Raw genomic sequence first — 13,632 nt, 5'->3', positions numbered from 1 at the left:
GGCGCAGCGCGCCGAATGTTTGCCGATGGGCTGCTAACAGACTGCTTGCAATAGTTAGCACCCTGTCCTAGAATTGAACTCGTACAACCGCCAGAAGGTGAGTGATGGCAGACCAACCCGAGGTTTCCGCCGAGTACCCCGACAGTTCGGCCGAGCAATCGACCGGCGTCGGCGAAAAAGCGGCCCGCGTGGTGAACGCGGCGCACGACATCGGAGGCTTCATCAGGGCACAGCGAGAGGCCGCGCAAGTCTCGCTGCGCCAGCTCGCCACCCTTGCGGGAGTGAGTAATCCGTACCTCAGCCAGATCGAGCGCGGATTGCGCAATCCATCCGCCGAGGTACTCGCGCAGATCGCCAAGGCGCTGCGGGTGTCATCGGAGGTGTTGTACGTCCGGGCCGGCTATCTCGAACAGCGGCCACACAGCCCGGTCCGGGACGCCCTGCTTGCCGACACATCGATCAGTGAACGGCAGAAGCAGGTGTTGCTCGAAATCTATGAATCGTTTCGCCGGGAAAACGGAGGGAACGAGCCGGGGGGACACGGGGACAGCGCCGTTCCGAGCACACCAACTGAAACTCCGCCACGCCAGGAGAACGAAGAACCATGACAGAGATCAACCCGACCGAGACCGAAACCAAGACCGCCGTGTCCAAGCCGGTGACCAAGCCGCTGCTCGCCACCGTTGGTGCGGGCGACACGATCTACTCCGCCGTCACCGATGTCGTCACCCAGGTGCGTGAGCGCGCCGCCGCGACCGACGTCTCCGCTCGGGTCGAAGAGGCACGTGAGCGCTTCGCCAACGTGCCCGCCGACGTGCAGGCCCAGTTCGAGACGCTGCGCGAGCGGCTGACCGGACTGCCCTCGGAACTGCCGGAGGACCTCGCCGCGCTGCGCGAGAAGTTCACCCCCGAGGAACTGCGCACGCTGGCCGACAAGTACTACCACCAGGTGCTCGACCTCTACGCCGATCTCGCCGTTCGCGGCGAGGAGACCGTGGAGCGGCTGCGCGCCAACCACCTGGTCGAGGAGCAGATCGAGCGCGTCGAGAGCCTGTACACCGACGCCGTGAGCCGCGCCGAGGATGTGCTCGGCCGGGTCAACGGCCTGCTCGGCCGTCCGGCCAAGGTCGAGGACGAGGTCGAGGAGCCGGTCGTCGACGCCGAGGTTGTCACGGTGACCACCGAGACCGAGCCGTCGGCCGAGGAGAACGGCGCCGCCGCGCCTGCCGCCAAGAAGGCGCCTGCCGCCAAGAAGGCCCCCGCCAAGAAGGCCGCGCCGAAGAAGGCCTGATCCGCCGACCCGTCGTGAATACTGATTCACAAGGGCCGCAAGGCTATTGGTGAACAATCCGGCAACGCCCTCGCACACTCTGGTGTGCGGGGGCGTTGCTCGTATGATGGGTGAGGTGAACATGGTGCACGGATTGACCGGGATGATCCTGCTCGTCCTGTGGCTGGCGGCGTTGGGCGCGACGATCTTCGCGCTGATTCATGCCGTCCGTCAGCGTTCGGACGCGTTCACCGCGGTGGACAAGCTGACCAAGCCGATCTGGCTGGCGATCCTCGGTGTCGCGGTGTTGCTGCTCCTGCTTTCGCCTGCCGGCCTCGGTCTCCTGTCGTTCATCGCGATCATCGCGACGGGGGTCTATCTGGCCGATGTACGGCCGAAGGTGGATGAGATTCAGCGCGGTCCGCGCTGGTAGGCGACGAATTATCGATAACTTCTTAGTGCTTGCCCCTAGCAAGCGGCGCGAATCGGAGTTACTGTATCGAGCAGTAACACAAAGGAGTGTCCGATGCGTGCAATGCTGCCGTCTGCGTTGGTGAACCTGCCGGAACAAGTCCGGGGGCTGCTCGACGCACACCGCGCGAACCTGCGGGCTCGTACCTATGCGACCGCGGCGTTCAACCCGCCGACCGTCTCGCACGAGGTGATCCAGGTGATCACCAGGGACGGCACCCGGCTGCGGACGCACGCATACGGACCCGCCGACCGCCCGGTGCTCGTGCTGGTGCACGGCTGGACCTGCAGCATCGAATACTGGAACCCCCAGATCAACGCGTTCGCGGGGGACTACCGGGTGATCGCCTACGACCAGCGCGGTCACGGCGAGAGCGAACGCGGATTCTCCCCGCTGACCATGGACCTGCTCGCCGACGATCTGGCCGCCGTGCTCGAGGCGACGCTGCGCCCCGGCCAGCGGGCCGTACTGGTCGGCCACAGCCTCGGCGGCATGACGCTGCAGGCCTGGGCGGGCCGCTACCCGGACCAGGTCGCCAAGCAGGCGAGCGCGGTGCTGCTGACCAACACCGCGGCCGACCGGCTGATCTTCGAGACGACCGTGGTGCCGTTGTTCAACCGGCCGCTGCGGCTGCTGCAGTTGAAGGTGCCGTTGCCGTTCCTGCTCGGGCGCTTCGGCCTCGGGGCGCCGATGGTCTTCCCGCCCATCGCGCCGGTGCGCTGGGTGGTCGCGCGGCAGATCCTGACCAGCTCGGCCAAGGGCGATCTGCTCGACTTCAACTTGAACATCATCCGGTCGTGTCCGGCCGTGGTGCGGGCCGCCTTCGGGCGCCTGCTCGCCGCGATGGACGTCGGCCAGTCCGCGCGAAACCTGGTGGTGCCCACCACCGTGCTCGCCGGCTCGTTCGATGACATGACGCCCGTTGCGCATTCGGAGCGGATCGTCGAGATGCTCAGGGAGACCGGAAGTCTCGCGCGGTACGCGATCCTGCCGACCGGGCACATGGGCAACACCGAAGCCTACGAGCGGTTCAACGAGGAACTGCGGCACGTGCTCGAATCGGTGGTGCGCCCGCGCGCCGAGATCGCGGGTTGAGAGGGACCTGACAGCGGGTCAGGTGAACACGACTGTGCGGCGGCCGTGTACGAGTACCCGGCCCTCCAGGTGCCAGCGCAGGCCGCGAGCCAGCACCACCCGTTCGATGTCGCGGCCCTGACGGACCATGTCTCGCACGTCGTCGGCGTGATCGATGCGGCTCACGTCCTGCTCGATGATCGGGCCTGCGTCCAGCTCTGCCGTCACGTAGTGGCAGGTGGCGCCGATCAGCTTCACGCCGCGCGCGAACGCCTGGTGATATGGGCGGGCGCCGACGAACGACGGCAGGAAGCTGTGATGGATGTTGAGCGCCTTGCCCGCCCAGTGCGCGCACAGTTCCGGCGGCAGCACCTGCATGAAGCGGGCGAGCACCACCGCGTGCGGATCGTGCGCGTCGACCAGCGCGCGGACCTCGTCGAAGGCGGGTCCGCGCTCGGCCGGGTCCTTCGGGAACGGCACATGATGGAACTTCACGCCGTGTGCCTCGGTCATCTCGGCCAGATCGGGGTGGTTGCCGATCACCGCCTCGATGGTGGCGGGTAGTTCGCCGCTGGTCGCGCGCCCGAGCAGGTCGTGCAGGCAATGCCCGTCCTTGCTGACCAACAGCACGGCCCGGCGGCGCGCTCCCGAATCGAGCAGCTGCCATTCGGTTTCCGGTCCCAATTCGGCGGCGACCGCGGCGAACCGGTCGCGCAGCTCCGCGATCCCGAACGGGACCGTCGTCGCCTTGATCGCCTGCCTGGTGAAGAACCATCCGGTCTCGGTGTCCGAGTGGTATCCCGCCTCCACGATCGACCCGCCGAACCCCGCGATGAACGAGGTGATCCCGGCAATGATGCCCGGCCGGTCCGGGCACCCGAGGGTCAGCACGAATCGGCGGTCGTCGGAGGAGGGAGCAGAACTCATCCGACCATCCTCCCAGGCCCTGCTGAACGAAGGACCAGTAGGTTTGCTGCGCATGCGCCGCGCAGTGTGGCAGACACTCCGTGCGCGAGACTCAGAGGTCGTAAAAGGGTTCGGCGTAGCGGAATTCGCCGGTGATCTGGGACTCGTAGGCGCTGAGCTGGCGGACCTGGAAGTGCGAGATCCAGGACGGGTCGCTCGGGGTGATGCCGAGGCGGGCGGCGGGGACGAAGCCGAACTTGGGGTAGTAGTCGAGATGACCGAGCAGGCCGACGAGTGGTTCGTCGAGTGCGTCGGCGGCGCCGAGGGCCGCGTGCATCAAGGCCGAGCCGACGCCGGTGCGCTGATGTTCGGCGAGCACGCCGATCGGGCCGAGCGCGAGCACCGGGAACGGGCCGACGGCCGCCCTGGTCAGGCAGATGTGGCCGATCACCGTGTCGTATTCGATCGCGACCATCGAGAGGGTCGGTATCCAGCCTGCGTCGCTGCGCAGCCGGGCGACCAGATCGACCTCGGGTGGCTCGGCGCCGCCGTCGTCCGGCGGTTCACCGGTGAGCTCGACGAGATCACTGTCCGCGTGGTGCGCGTCGAACGCGCTGCGATGGACGGCCGCGATGGCGGCGATGTCGTCGGCGCGCTCGCGACGGATCAACACGGTGACGTCTCCTCCCGAACGAAGTAGGGCTCATCCGCACACGTTAATCAGTCGACTGCTTCGTCATACCGCCGATCTGTCACCACTACGAGTGTGCGGGACGGCTACCAGGCACGCAACGGAATTCGACAGAGCTTTATCGAGGGCTTCGCTGCGCCTACGTGGTGACGCTGCGCTATCTCCTCCGGCGCTGACGCTCAGCCCTCGGTGGTATGCCAGACTTTCCGATCATGGCACGTTCTGTCTCGCTGACCAGGGCCGAAGTGGCCGCCATGATCGATCACACGCTGCTGGCGCCGGAGGCGACGCCCGCCGACGTCGCCGCGCTGATCGACGAAGCTCGCGCACTGGGGGTGCTGGCGATCTGCGTTTCCCCCTCGATGCTTCCGGTGCGCGCGCCGGGCCTCGTGGTGGCGACGGTCGCCGGATTCCCGTCGGGTAAACATCATTCGCTGGTGAAGGGCGCCGAGGCGCGGCTCGCGGTCGAGCAGGGCGCCGCCGAGGTGGACATGGTGATCGACGTCGGTGCGGCGGTGGCAGGCGATTACAACGCGGTGCTGACCGACATCATCACGGTGCGCGAGGCGACCGGGGACCGGGCGCTGCTCAAGGTGATCATCGAATCGGCGGCGCTGTCGGATGCGGCGATCGTCGAGGTCTGCCGAGCCGCGGAGCGCGCCGGCGCCGATTTCGTGAAGACCTCCACCGGATTTCATCCGGCGGGCGGGGCGAGCGTGCACGCGATCGAGCTGATGGCGGCCACCGTCGGCGGCAAGCTCGGCATCAAAGCCAGCGGTGGTATCCGGACGGCGGAGGCCGCGGCGGAGTTGATCGCGGCGGGCGCGACGCGGCTCGGCCTGTCCAAGTCACGGACGGTGCTCGACGGGTTTCCCGCCTGAGCGACAACGCGATTCACCTGGCAGCGAGGCACACTCCGGTGAATGCGTCTCGCTACCAGGTGATGTGGTGTCGCGATAGGTGAATGGCGCTGGATGCCCTGCTGTTTCAGGAGCAGGTCGCGTCGGTGTCGCCGGTGGCCGCGGGGAGCTCGGCGCGGCCGCCTTTCAGCTTGACGGCGATGCCCGCGTCGGTGACCTTCACCTCGGTCGGCTGCATCCCGTACGGGTAGTTCTGCAGGCTCTTGGTGAACACCTCGACGATGCCCTGCACCAGGTCGGTGGGCAGACCAACGCCGAGCAGCTGCGCCGACATCGTGTCCACCTCGATGACGCCGTTCTTGATGACCGGCTGCACCTGCAGCTGGGCCAGCCCGCCGAGCACGTCCAAGGTCAGCATGTTCGACGCTGCCGACGATTTCACGTCGCGCACCAGGCCGCCGAGTGTCTGCCGGATGCCGTCGTTGCTCCAGGTGACGTCGGCGGAGGAGCTGCCGATCACCCCGCCGCCGCGCCCGTTGTCGATCACCTCGACATCGTTGAACTTCGAGCGAACCACCATGCCGACGGCCGGGCCGAACTTGGTGTCGTCGCTGTCCACCCTGATGCTCGACAGCTTGCCGTCGAGCCAGGTGATCAGCATCGGCTTCGCGCCGAAGCTCACGTCGATCTTCGAGCCCATGTCCTTCTCGAATTGCGTACTGACACAGCGGGACACGATGTGTCTGGCGTACGCCTCGCCGCCGACCAGAACCGTGGCGAGCAGGATCGACACCACGGTCAGGGCGATCAGCAGGGCCCGCCGGTTGATCGTCAGGGTGGACGGAGGCTTCGTAGACATGGGGCGATTCTTCCGTACGTTTCTGTGCCAGCTCTGTGGGGTCACTGAGGGGATGGCTGCCTGCGGGGCGAGTAAGGCCGCCCGATTGATTGTGACGTGTGACACAAGAATCGGGCGTAGCCTGGTGCGCATGGCTGGCGATGCGGCGGGCCGAGCGCTCGAATCCGCGGAACACGGGTGGCGCGTGCTGCGCCGATTGGCCGGTCGTCATGCGGGGTTCTTCACCACCAGGCAGGTCTTGCGCACCCGGTGCGAGGCGCGGGTCCGCATCGCGCTCGGCGACGGCTCGGTGACCAGGGCGGGCGTCGGGATGCTGCGCCTGGCCGAATGGCAGCCGGGTCCGCTCGACGAATATGCCATGTGGGCGGCCTGGTTCGACGGCGCCGCGGCGGTCTCGCATCACAGCGCCGCCGAGTTGCACGGCATCGGGCGGTTGCAGCCGCGCTTCCTGCACCTGTCGGTGGGCTCGGGGCGCCCGCCGGTGACGCCGCGGCTGGTGGTGCTGCGGCGTTCGCTGATCGGCGCCGAGATCGAGTCGGCCGGTCCGTTCCTGGTGACGACCCCGCTGCGCACGGTGCTCGACCTCGCCGAAGCCGACATCGGCCAGCCCGCACTGGACGAGGTGATCGCCGACGCGATCGCCATCAACCGCTGCACCAGCGCCGAAATCCGTTACGCCGGTAAGCGACTACCCGCGCGCGCGGCTTCGCGACTCTATCGCGCGCTCGCAAGCGCATAGGTCCCGCTGGTCACAGCGGATGCGCACGTCGCACAGCATCGGGACGTGTTGTGCGGCGTGCGGAATCGCTGTGGTGTCAGCGTGGGGCGACGGTGGCCCATGGCACCGAGAGCACGCAGTCGCGCATGCGGCGGCGGTACGAGCGGAGTGGGAAGCCTTCTCGGCGTAGGGATTCTGCGGCGGCGCGCCAGCGGACCCGTGGGCCGAACGGCGCGAGCGGGGCGGCGTGCGCCCAGGCCCGGTCCGCCGCGGTGAGCAGGGTGTGGATCGGTTCGCCCGGAATGTTGTGGTGGATCAGGGCTTTCGGTAGTCGCTCGGCGATGTCGGAGGGCTGCTCGACGGTGAACGGGTCCCAGGCCATGGTGAGCGAGCGCGGCCCTGCGCGATCGAGCAGGATCCAGGCGCAGCGGCGGCCGAGCTCGTCGCAGGTGCCGTCGACCAGCAAGCCGTCCGGCGTAAGGCCGGACAGGATGGTCGACCACGCTTCTGGCACCGCCGCTTCCGGATACTGGCGCAACACGTTGAACGCGCGCACCAGCACCGGTCGGAGCCCGGCCAATTCGAAACCGCCGCGCGCGAAGCTGACGCCGTCGCGGCCGGGCACCACCCGGTCCGGATCGATCTCCAGTCCGACGACCCGGACATCCGGTCGCACGGTGCGCAGCCGCGCCGCCAATTCCAGTGTGGTCCACGGGCTTGCGCCGTAACCGAGGTCGACGACGAGCGGATCGGCTGCCGCGCACAGGCGTGCGGTGACCAGCTGGTCGTGCATCAACCAGCGGTCGCTGCGGCGCAGCCGATTGACGCCGGTGGTGCCGCGGGTGATGGCACCGACCGGTTTGGTCAGCTGGTGGGGTGGTGGTCGTCGAGCCACTGTGCGGTGAATTCGGCCTCGGCGCGGAACAGATCGATCAGGTTCACCAGCATCAGCTGCTCCAAGCGCGGGCCGACCATCGGGATGAAAACCTTCGCCTCCGAGGAGAACCGCATCGTGCAGCCGGTCTCGGTGGGGAACAGGCGGATGGTGCCGCCGAGGCTGCCCGGCCCGGCCGGGATGGACGCCGAGTACTTCCCGGTGATCTCCTCGGCGTCGAACGGCCCCCACGCTTCCTTGCGGGTGATCACCATGTCCTTGCGCATCACGGCCTGCGCGATCTCGGGCAGCATCTCGCGCGGCAGGATGTGGTGCAGCTCGATGTCGATGCCGCCGTCACCGGCTTCCAGGTGCGCGACCTCGTTCCCGGGTGAATACTTCAACATCTCGGCCATCCGCGCGTCCCAGTAGTCGCGGTTGGACAGCGCCGCATACAGCTCCTTGGTGGTATGCAGCGGGTAGCGAGCGGAGTAATCCAGTCGACGGGCCATGCACCAAGAGGTTACTGGGAGGGGTGTGCCGCAACGGCAGCGCCTTCGGCGTGGTGCCGTCAGCAGTTGCGGCGCTGCGTGTTCGGCGACACGCAGCGCCACTCGCGCATCAGTGTGCGGCCAGCCAGGTGTTGGTGAACTCTTCCTCGTTCTTCAGCACCTCGGTCAGGTGCTCGGCGATCGCGGCTTCGATCTTGCCGCCGAAGAGCGGAATCTTGACCTCGATGGTGCCGTTGGCTGCCGCGGTGGAGCTCGCGCCGTCGTCGGTCAGCGTGATGGTGCCGCGGACCTCGGCGGGCGCGCCGTCGACGCGGGCGTCGAAGGTGGCCGAGTCGCCGTTCCAGATTTCGACGCGCGGGATGATCAGGTCGCCGGGGCGCACCGCGGTGATCGCGGCGGGCAGCAGCTCGGCGGCGATGGCTTGCACCAGTTCGACCCGGATCTGATCACCGTCGACGGTCACCGAGTCGAGCCGGGCATTCGGCCCGCCGACCTCCGTGACGCGGTCTTTCCAGTACTGGTCGTTCGCGAAGGCCGCGCGCACGGCGGCAGCGGGATGCGAGTAGCGGGCCGTGTACGCCAGCGGTGTAGCCATGGTCTGACACGCTACCGTCTGCCTTGTGCGAACTTCACGTGTGGTGCCGTCGGAAGTGCTGGCCGCCATCGGCGCCCGGATCCACGCATCGGTGCCGCTGGCGGAGCTGACCACGCTGCGGGTCGGCGGCCCCGCGCTGGTCGCCGAATGCACGACGACGGACGTGCTGGTCGAGACGGTGCGGGCGCTGGATGCCGCCGAAATTCCGGTGCTGCTGATCGCGGGCGGCTCCAACCTGCTGATCGGGGACGACGGCTTCGACGGTGTGGTGGTGCGGGTCGCCACCACGGGTGTCGAGCTCGCCGACGACGGTGTGTGCGCCGAAGCGGGCGCGAACTGGGACGAGGTGGTCGCGGCGACGGTGGCGGCCGGGCTCGGCGGCCTCGAATGCCTGTCCGGCATCCCCGGTTCGGCAGGCGCGACGCTGGTGCAGAACGTCGGCGCGTACGGCGCGGAGGTGGCGACCATGGTGCGCCGGGTGCAACTGCTCGATCGGGCGAGCGGCGAGATCCGCTGGGTCGAGCCCGCTGAACTCGGATTCGGTTACCGCACCAGCGTTCTCAAGCATCGCGACGACGCGCTGGTGCTCGCGGTCGAGTTCGCGCTCGACCCGTCCGGTGCGAGCGCCCCGCTCCGCTACGGCGAGCTCGCGGCCACACTCGGCGCGGCAGGGGGCGAATCCCGTCCGGCCGCCCAGGTGCGCGAGGCAGTGCTGCGGCTGCGCGCAGGCAAGGGCATGGTGCTCGATCCCGCCGATCACGACACCTGGAGCGTGGGTTCCTTCTTCACCAATCCCATCGTCCCCGAGGCGCGCGTCCCCGAGGTGCGTGCCGCGATTGCCGCCTATGTGGGTGATGTCACGGTGCCTGCCTACCCCGACCCGAACGGGGTCAAGTTCTCCGCGGGCTGGCTCATCGAGCTCGCCGGTTTCGCGAAAGGCTTCCCCGGCTCGGTCGCCCCGGCCAGGCTGTCCACGAAACACACTCTCGCGCTGACGAATCGCGGCACCGCGACCGCCGCCGACGTGGTTGCGCTCGCGCGGACGGTGCGCGACGGGGTGGCCGAGCGCTTCGGCATCCTGCTCGAGCCGGAACCCGTCACGATTGGTGTCACCCTCTAGCCAGGTGAAACCGACACCACACACTTCGTGAGCCGACCGAACGAGTTTGCCCGCGTAAATTCGAAGGCGTGAGCAACCGTCTAGTGATTCGCAGACCGGTCGCCGCCGTCTCTGCCGTGCTGTTGGTCGTGGTCGCCCTTGTCGCCCTCGTGGCAGGCTGTGGCAGCGACAACGGTGGCGCCAAGACCTCCTCGACGCAAGCACCCGTCGCCAAGGTCGAGCTGGCGCCGGACAACGCGGCCGCCGACGTCAACCCGACCGTGCCGGTCTCGGTGACCGTCGGCAACGGCACTATCGACCAGGTCGCGCTGACCAACACCAACGGCAAGCAGGTAGCCGGCGAGCTGTCGCCGGACAAGCACAAGTACACGATCACCGAGCCGCTCGGCTACAGCGCGAAGTACACCTGGTCGGGCACCGCGATCGGCACCGACGGCAAGCCTGTCCCGATCGACGGCGCGTTCACGACGCTCGCGCCGAAGAACGCCGTCCCGGCGACCGTCAACATCGCCGACAACCAGGAGGTCGGCATCGCGGCGCCGATCATCTTGCAGTTCAAGGCTTCCGTGCAGAACAAGTCCGCGGTGGAGAAGGCGCTGAGCATCACCACCGACCCGCCCACCGAGGGCGCGTGGGCCTGGTTCCCGGACGACAACGGCTCCCGATTGCATTGGCGGCCCAAGAATTACTGGGTGCCTGGCACCACCGTGCACGTGTCGGCCAAGCTCTACGGGCTCGATCTGGGCAACGGCAACTATGGATACTCCGATCTGACAACGGATTTCCGCATCGGCCGCAGCCAAATCGTCAAGGCGAACGCGCCGAGCCACCGGATGCAGGTGGTCCGTGACGGCCAGACCGTCTTCGATTTCGCGGTCAGCTACGGCGAGGGCAACGAGCCGCGCAACGTGACCCGCTCCGGCGTGCACGTGGTCACCGAGAAGTACGAAGACTTCATGATGACGAATCCGCCGTTCTACGAGAATGTTCGGGAACGCTGGGCCGTCCGCATCTCCAACAACGGCGAATTCATCCACGCCAACCCGGAATCGGTGGCCGCCCAGGGTTCCGCGAATGTCACCAACGGCTGCATCAACCTGTCGCCCGGCGATGCGCAGGCCTACTTCCCGACCGCCCTCTACGGCGATCCGGTCGAGGTGGTCGGCACCTCGATCCCGTTGTCGGCGGCCGACGGCGACCTCTACGACTGGACCATCGACTGGAACACCTGGACGACCATGTCCGCGTTGAAGGGTGCACCCTCGCAGGTGGTGACGGCCACCCCCGTGCCGCCGCAGCCTGCGGGCGGGCGCTGACCGACCGGGCGCGCCGACCGAGGAACTCGGGCATTCGGGGCGAATTGCCTACCGCTGCCGGTCAATTCGCCTAGCGGCCGACCGAATCCGCTTCGGCCTCGCGTTCGACGGCGCGGTCGGCGGCCTGCTGGGCGCGCACGGCCTCGTGCCGCTCGGCGAGCAGGTCGCGGATCTCGATGAGCAGTTCGGTCTCGGTCGGCTCGGCCGCCTTGGTGGTGCCGAAGCGGTTCTTGAGCGTCTTCATCGGGACCATCAGCACGAAATAGAGCACGGCCGCGACCATGACGAAGTCGATGAGCGCGGTGATGATCGGGCCGACCGCGATGAAGGTGGCCGGTTTGCCCGCGACCAGTTGCACGCCGAGGCCGAGCTCGTTCGTGTTGCCGAACACCGCGAGCAGGGGATTGATGATCCCCTTGGTCACCGAGGTGACCACTGCGGTGAAGGCCGTGCCCATCACGACAGCAACCGCCAAATCGATAACGTTCCCGCGCATCAGGAAGTCTTTGAACCCCTTGAGCATGAGTAGAAACTCCGATCTCAACTAGACAAAGGTCAAAGCTCAGATCGTAAAGGGCTCGGTCGAATGGCGCGGAACGGGCTACCGTTCAGCTAATCTCCGGTCGAGCTCGGGAAATGCGTTGCGGCCATGGCTGATCAGCTGCGCCGCGCGAACCGACCGGCGTCGGCCTGATCACGCGGCTTGATGATGATCTGATCGAGATTCACGTGCGAGGGGCGCGACGCGACGAACCCGATGACCTCCGCGATGTCCTGCGCGACCAACGGGTCGATGCCCTCGTACACCTTGGCCGCGCGCTCTTCGTCGCCGTCGAACCGGACCAGCGAGAACTCGGTTTCCACTGCGCCGGGCGCGATTTCGGTCAACCGCACCGGCTGGCCGAGCAGTTCCCCGCGCAACGTGCGGTGCAGCACCGCCTGGGCGTGCTTGGCCGAGGTGTAGCCGGCGCCGTTGTCGTAGGCGACGAACGCGGCCACCGAGGTGATGGTGACGATCAGCCCGTCGCCCGACGCGATCAACTTCGGCAGCAGCGCCTTCGTGATGCGCAGCGTGCCAAGGACATTGGTCTCCCACATCCAGCGCCAGTCGTCAAGGTCGGCCTCGGCGACCGATGCGAGCCCCTTGGCGCCGCCCGCGTTGTTGACGAGCACGTCGGCGCGCTCGATCGCCTCGGCGAAGGCGCGCACTGAATCGTCCGAGGTCACATCGAGTTCCAGTGCGGTGCCGCCGATCTCGTCGGCGACGCGCTGCAGGCGATCGAGCCTGCGGGCGCCGACATAGACGTGGTAGCCCTGCTTGGCCAGTTCCCGGGCGGTGGCCTCACCGATCCCGGAGCTGGCCCCGGTGACGACAGCGGTGCGATTGCTCATGGCCCGATCCTAGGTGCCGCAACACGAGCGGGCTGTTGTCCGGATCACGGCTAGCCTGATCCCATGGCTGTACGGGACGTGGTGAGCGCTGATGGAACGAACATCGTCTATCGGGTCACCGGCCCGGCCGAGGCTCGCCCGCTGGTGTTGCTGCACGGCTGGGCGGCCAACCTGCGCTGCTGGGGTCGGGCGGCCGACGACCTCGCCGCCAGGTTCCGGGTGCTCGCCGTCGACCTGCGCGGCCACGGCTACTCCGATGCGCCCGCGGCAGGCTACGACGATCCGAAGAACTGGGCCGCCGACGTCGCCGCGGTGCTGGCGGCCGAGGGGATCGAGTCCGACGCGATCCTGCTCGGCTGGTCCTACGGCGGCATCGTGCTCAGCGACTACCTGACCGCCTACGGCACCGGCGCGATCGCGGGCGTCGTCTTCACCGGCGCGACGGCCAATATCGGTCGCGGCGTGCCCGGCGGGACGACCGGCCCGGCGATGCAGGCGGCGATTCCCGGTGTCTTCGAGGAGAGCGCGGGCCGCGCGGTGCGTGCGTTCGGCGCCTTCGGCAACGCGAACACCGGCCCCGGCGCGGACAAGGGCGCCGACGCCCAGCGCCTGTTCGGCACCAGCCTCGCCACCGCGCCCTCGGTGCGCAAGGCGCTGTTCTACCGCACCGTCGACAACACCGAAACCCTTCGCGCACTGGATATTCCGGTGCTGGTCCTGCACGGCACCGACGACCAGGTTGTCCCGATCGAGAACGCCAGGTTCATCTACGAGGCCGTCCCCGACGCGCGCGCGTCGTTCTGGGAGGGCGCCAAGCACGGCCTGTTCCTCGAGGACCGCGCCCGCTTCGTCGCCGAGATCGGGATGTTCGCGGACAGTCTGTGATTCCAGACCACAGCGCGTTCCGGCAGGTGGTCTCGGGTCGTCCCAGGTACGGGCGGCGTAGCCGGGTGAGCATGGTCACCGCAGGCCT

17 protein-coding genes are annotated in these 13,632 nt (G+C 67.9%); 9 read left to right on the top strand and 8 right to left on the bottom strand.

The annotated features are described in order from the left end of the window. The first annotated feature begins 104 nt into the window (after positions 1-104). From NA11_RS05635 to NA11_RS05620, 4 genes are all read left to right on the top strand, one after another. The gene (locus NA11_RS05635) at positions 105-608 is read left to right on the top strand and encodes a helix-turn-helix domain-containing protein (protein WP_069160654.1); all 504 of its coding nucleotides are present in this window, start codon (positions 105-107) and stop codon (positions 606-608) included. Next, positions 605-1,291, top strand: coding sequence for a heparin-binding hemagglutinin (locus tag NA11_RS05630; protein ID WP_084654197.1), 687 nt, complete (start codon positions 605-607; stop codon positions 1,289-1,291). Before NA11_RS05635 ends, NA11_RS05630 begins: the two co-directional genes overlap by 4 nt. Before the next feature lie 106 nt (positions 1,292-1,397). Beyond that, entirely contained in the window at positions 1,398-1,703 is a 306-nt protein-coding gene (locus tag NA11_RS05625; RefSeq protein WP_439957045.1) for a DUF2516 family protein, read from the top strand. Between the two features lie 93 nt (positions 1,704-1,796). Further along, entirely contained in the window at positions 1,797-2,837 is a 1,041-nt protein-coding gene (locus NA11_RS05620; RefSeq protein ID WP_167837576.1) for an alpha/beta fold hydrolase, read from the top strand. An 18-nt stretch (positions 2,838-2,855) separates the two neighbouring features. Here the strand turns inward: NA11_RS05620 and purU are convergent, their stop codons facing one another. Both purU and NA11_RS05610 read right to left on the bottom strand, forming a co-directional pair. Continuing rightward, positions 2,856-3,743, bottom strand: coding sequence for a formyltetrahydrofolate deformylase (gene purU / locus NA11_RS05615; protein WP_069160652.1), 888 nt, complete (start codon positions 3,741-3,743; stop codon positions 2,856-2,858). Between the two features lie 91 nt (positions 3,744-3,834). Further along, positions 3,835-4,395, bottom strand: coding sequence for a GNAT family N-acetyltransferase (locus NA11_RS05610; protein WP_069160651.1), 561 nt, complete (start codon positions 4,393-4,395; stop codon positions 3,835-3,837). A 230-nt stretch (positions 4,396-4,625) separates the two neighbouring features. On the opposite strand from NA11_RS05610, the gene deoC reads away from it, so the two are divergent. Continuing rightward, positions 4,626-5,294 (top strand): deoxyribose-phosphate aldolase, encoded by a 669-nt coding sequence (gene deoC / locus NA11_RS05605; RefSeq protein WP_069160650.1) that lies wholly within the window; start codon positions 4,626-4,628, stop codon positions 5,292-5,294. A gap of 106 nt (positions 5,295-5,400) precedes the next feature. On the opposite strand, the gene NA11_RS05600 is transcribed toward deoC, so the two are convergent. Continuing rightward, complete coding sequence (locus tag NA11_RS05600; RefSeq protein WP_069160649.1) at positions 5,401-6,132, bottom strand: LmeA family phospholipid-binding protein; 732 nt, start codon at positions 6,130-6,132, stop codon at positions 5,401-5,403. A gap of 130 nt (positions 6,133-6,262) precedes the next feature. Between NA11_RS05600 and NA11_RS05595 the strand changes: the two genes are divergently transcribed. Beyond that, positions 6,263-6,871 (top strand): type IV toxin-antitoxin system AbiEi family antitoxin, encoded by a 609-nt coding sequence (locus NA11_RS05595; RefSeq protein WP_069160782.1) that lies wholly within the window; start codon positions 6,263-6,265, stop codon positions 6,869-6,871. Positions 6,872-6,947: 76 nt separating this feature from the next. Here the strand turns inward: NA11_RS05595 and NA11_RS05590 are convergent, their stop codons facing one another. From NA11_RS05590 to NA11_RS05580, 3 genes are all read right to left on the bottom strand, one after another. Further along, complete coding sequence (locus tag NA11_RS05590; RefSeq protein WP_084654193.1) at positions 6,948-7,745, bottom strand: SAM-dependent methyltransferase; 798 nt, start codon at positions 7,743-7,745, stop codon at positions 6,948-6,950. Next, the gene (locus tag NA11_RS05585; RefSeq protein ID WP_069160648.1) at positions 7,715-8,236 is read right to left on the bottom strand and encodes a DUF2505 domain-containing protein; all 522 of its coding nucleotides are present in this window, start codon (positions 8,234-8,236) and stop codon (positions 7,715-7,717) included. Before NA11_RS05585 ends, NA11_RS05590 begins: the two co-directional genes overlap by 31 nt. A gap of 109 nt (positions 8,237-8,345) precedes the next feature. Beyond that, on the bottom strand, positions 8,346-8,831 hold the full coding sequence (locus NA11_RS05580; protein WP_069160647.1) for a DUF2505 domain-containing protein: 486 nt from the start codon (positions 8,829-8,831) through the stop codon (positions 8,346-8,348). 25 nt (positions 8,832-8,856) lie between these two features. Here NA11_RS05580 and NA11_RS05575 point away from each other — a divergent pair, with 25 nt between their 5' ends. Both NA11_RS05575 and NA11_RS05570 read left to right on the top strand, forming a co-directional pair. Next, positions 8,857-9,951: a UDP-N-acetylmuramate dehydrogenase gene (locus NA11_RS05575; protein ID WP_439957043.1), complete on the top strand. Its 1,095-nt coding sequence runs from the start codon at positions 8,857-8,859 to the stop codon at positions 9,949-9,951. An 83-nt stretch (positions 9,952-10,034) separates the two neighbouring features. Beyond that, complete coding sequence (locus NA11_RS05570; protein ID WP_069160645.1) at positions 10,035-11,267, top strand: L,D-transpeptidase; 1,233 nt, start codon at positions 10,035-10,037, stop codon at positions 11,265-11,267. Positions 11,268-11,337: 70 nt separating this feature from the next. Here the strand turns inward: NA11_RS05570 and mscL are convergent, their stop codons facing one another. Further along, positions 11,338-11,790 (bottom strand): large conductance mechanosensitive channel protein MscL, encoded by a 453-nt coding sequence (gene mscL / locus NA11_RS05565; protein ID WP_069160644.1) that lies wholly within the window; start codon positions 11,788-11,790, stop codon positions 11,338-11,340. A 134-nt stretch (positions 11,791-11,924) separates the two neighbouring features. Next, positions 11,925-12,659: an SDR family NAD(P)-dependent oxidoreductase gene (locus NA11_RS05560; protein ID WP_069160643.1), complete on the bottom strand. Its 735-nt coding sequence runs from the start codon at positions 12,657-12,659 to the stop codon at positions 11,925-11,927. A gap of 63 nt (positions 12,660-12,722) precedes the next feature. Between NA11_RS05560 and NA11_RS05555 the strand changes: the two genes are divergently transcribed. Beyond that, positions 12,723-13,544 carry an alpha/beta fold hydrolase gene (locus NA11_RS05555; RefSeq protein WP_069160642.1) on the top strand — a complete coding sequence of 274 codons (822 nt, stop codon included), beginning with the start codon at positions 12,723-12,725 and terminating at the stop codon, positions 13,542-13,544. Positions 13,545-13,632 lie beyond the last annotated feature (88 nt).

The sequence above is a fragment of the Nocardia altamirensis NBRC 108246 genome (genome assembly GCF_001612685.1).
Classification (GTDB): Bacteria; Actinomycetota; Actinomycetes; order Mycobacteriales; family Mycobacteriaceae; genus Nocardia; species Nocardia altamirensis.
This window is presented reverse-complemented; position numbering and strand designations above follow the sequence as displayed.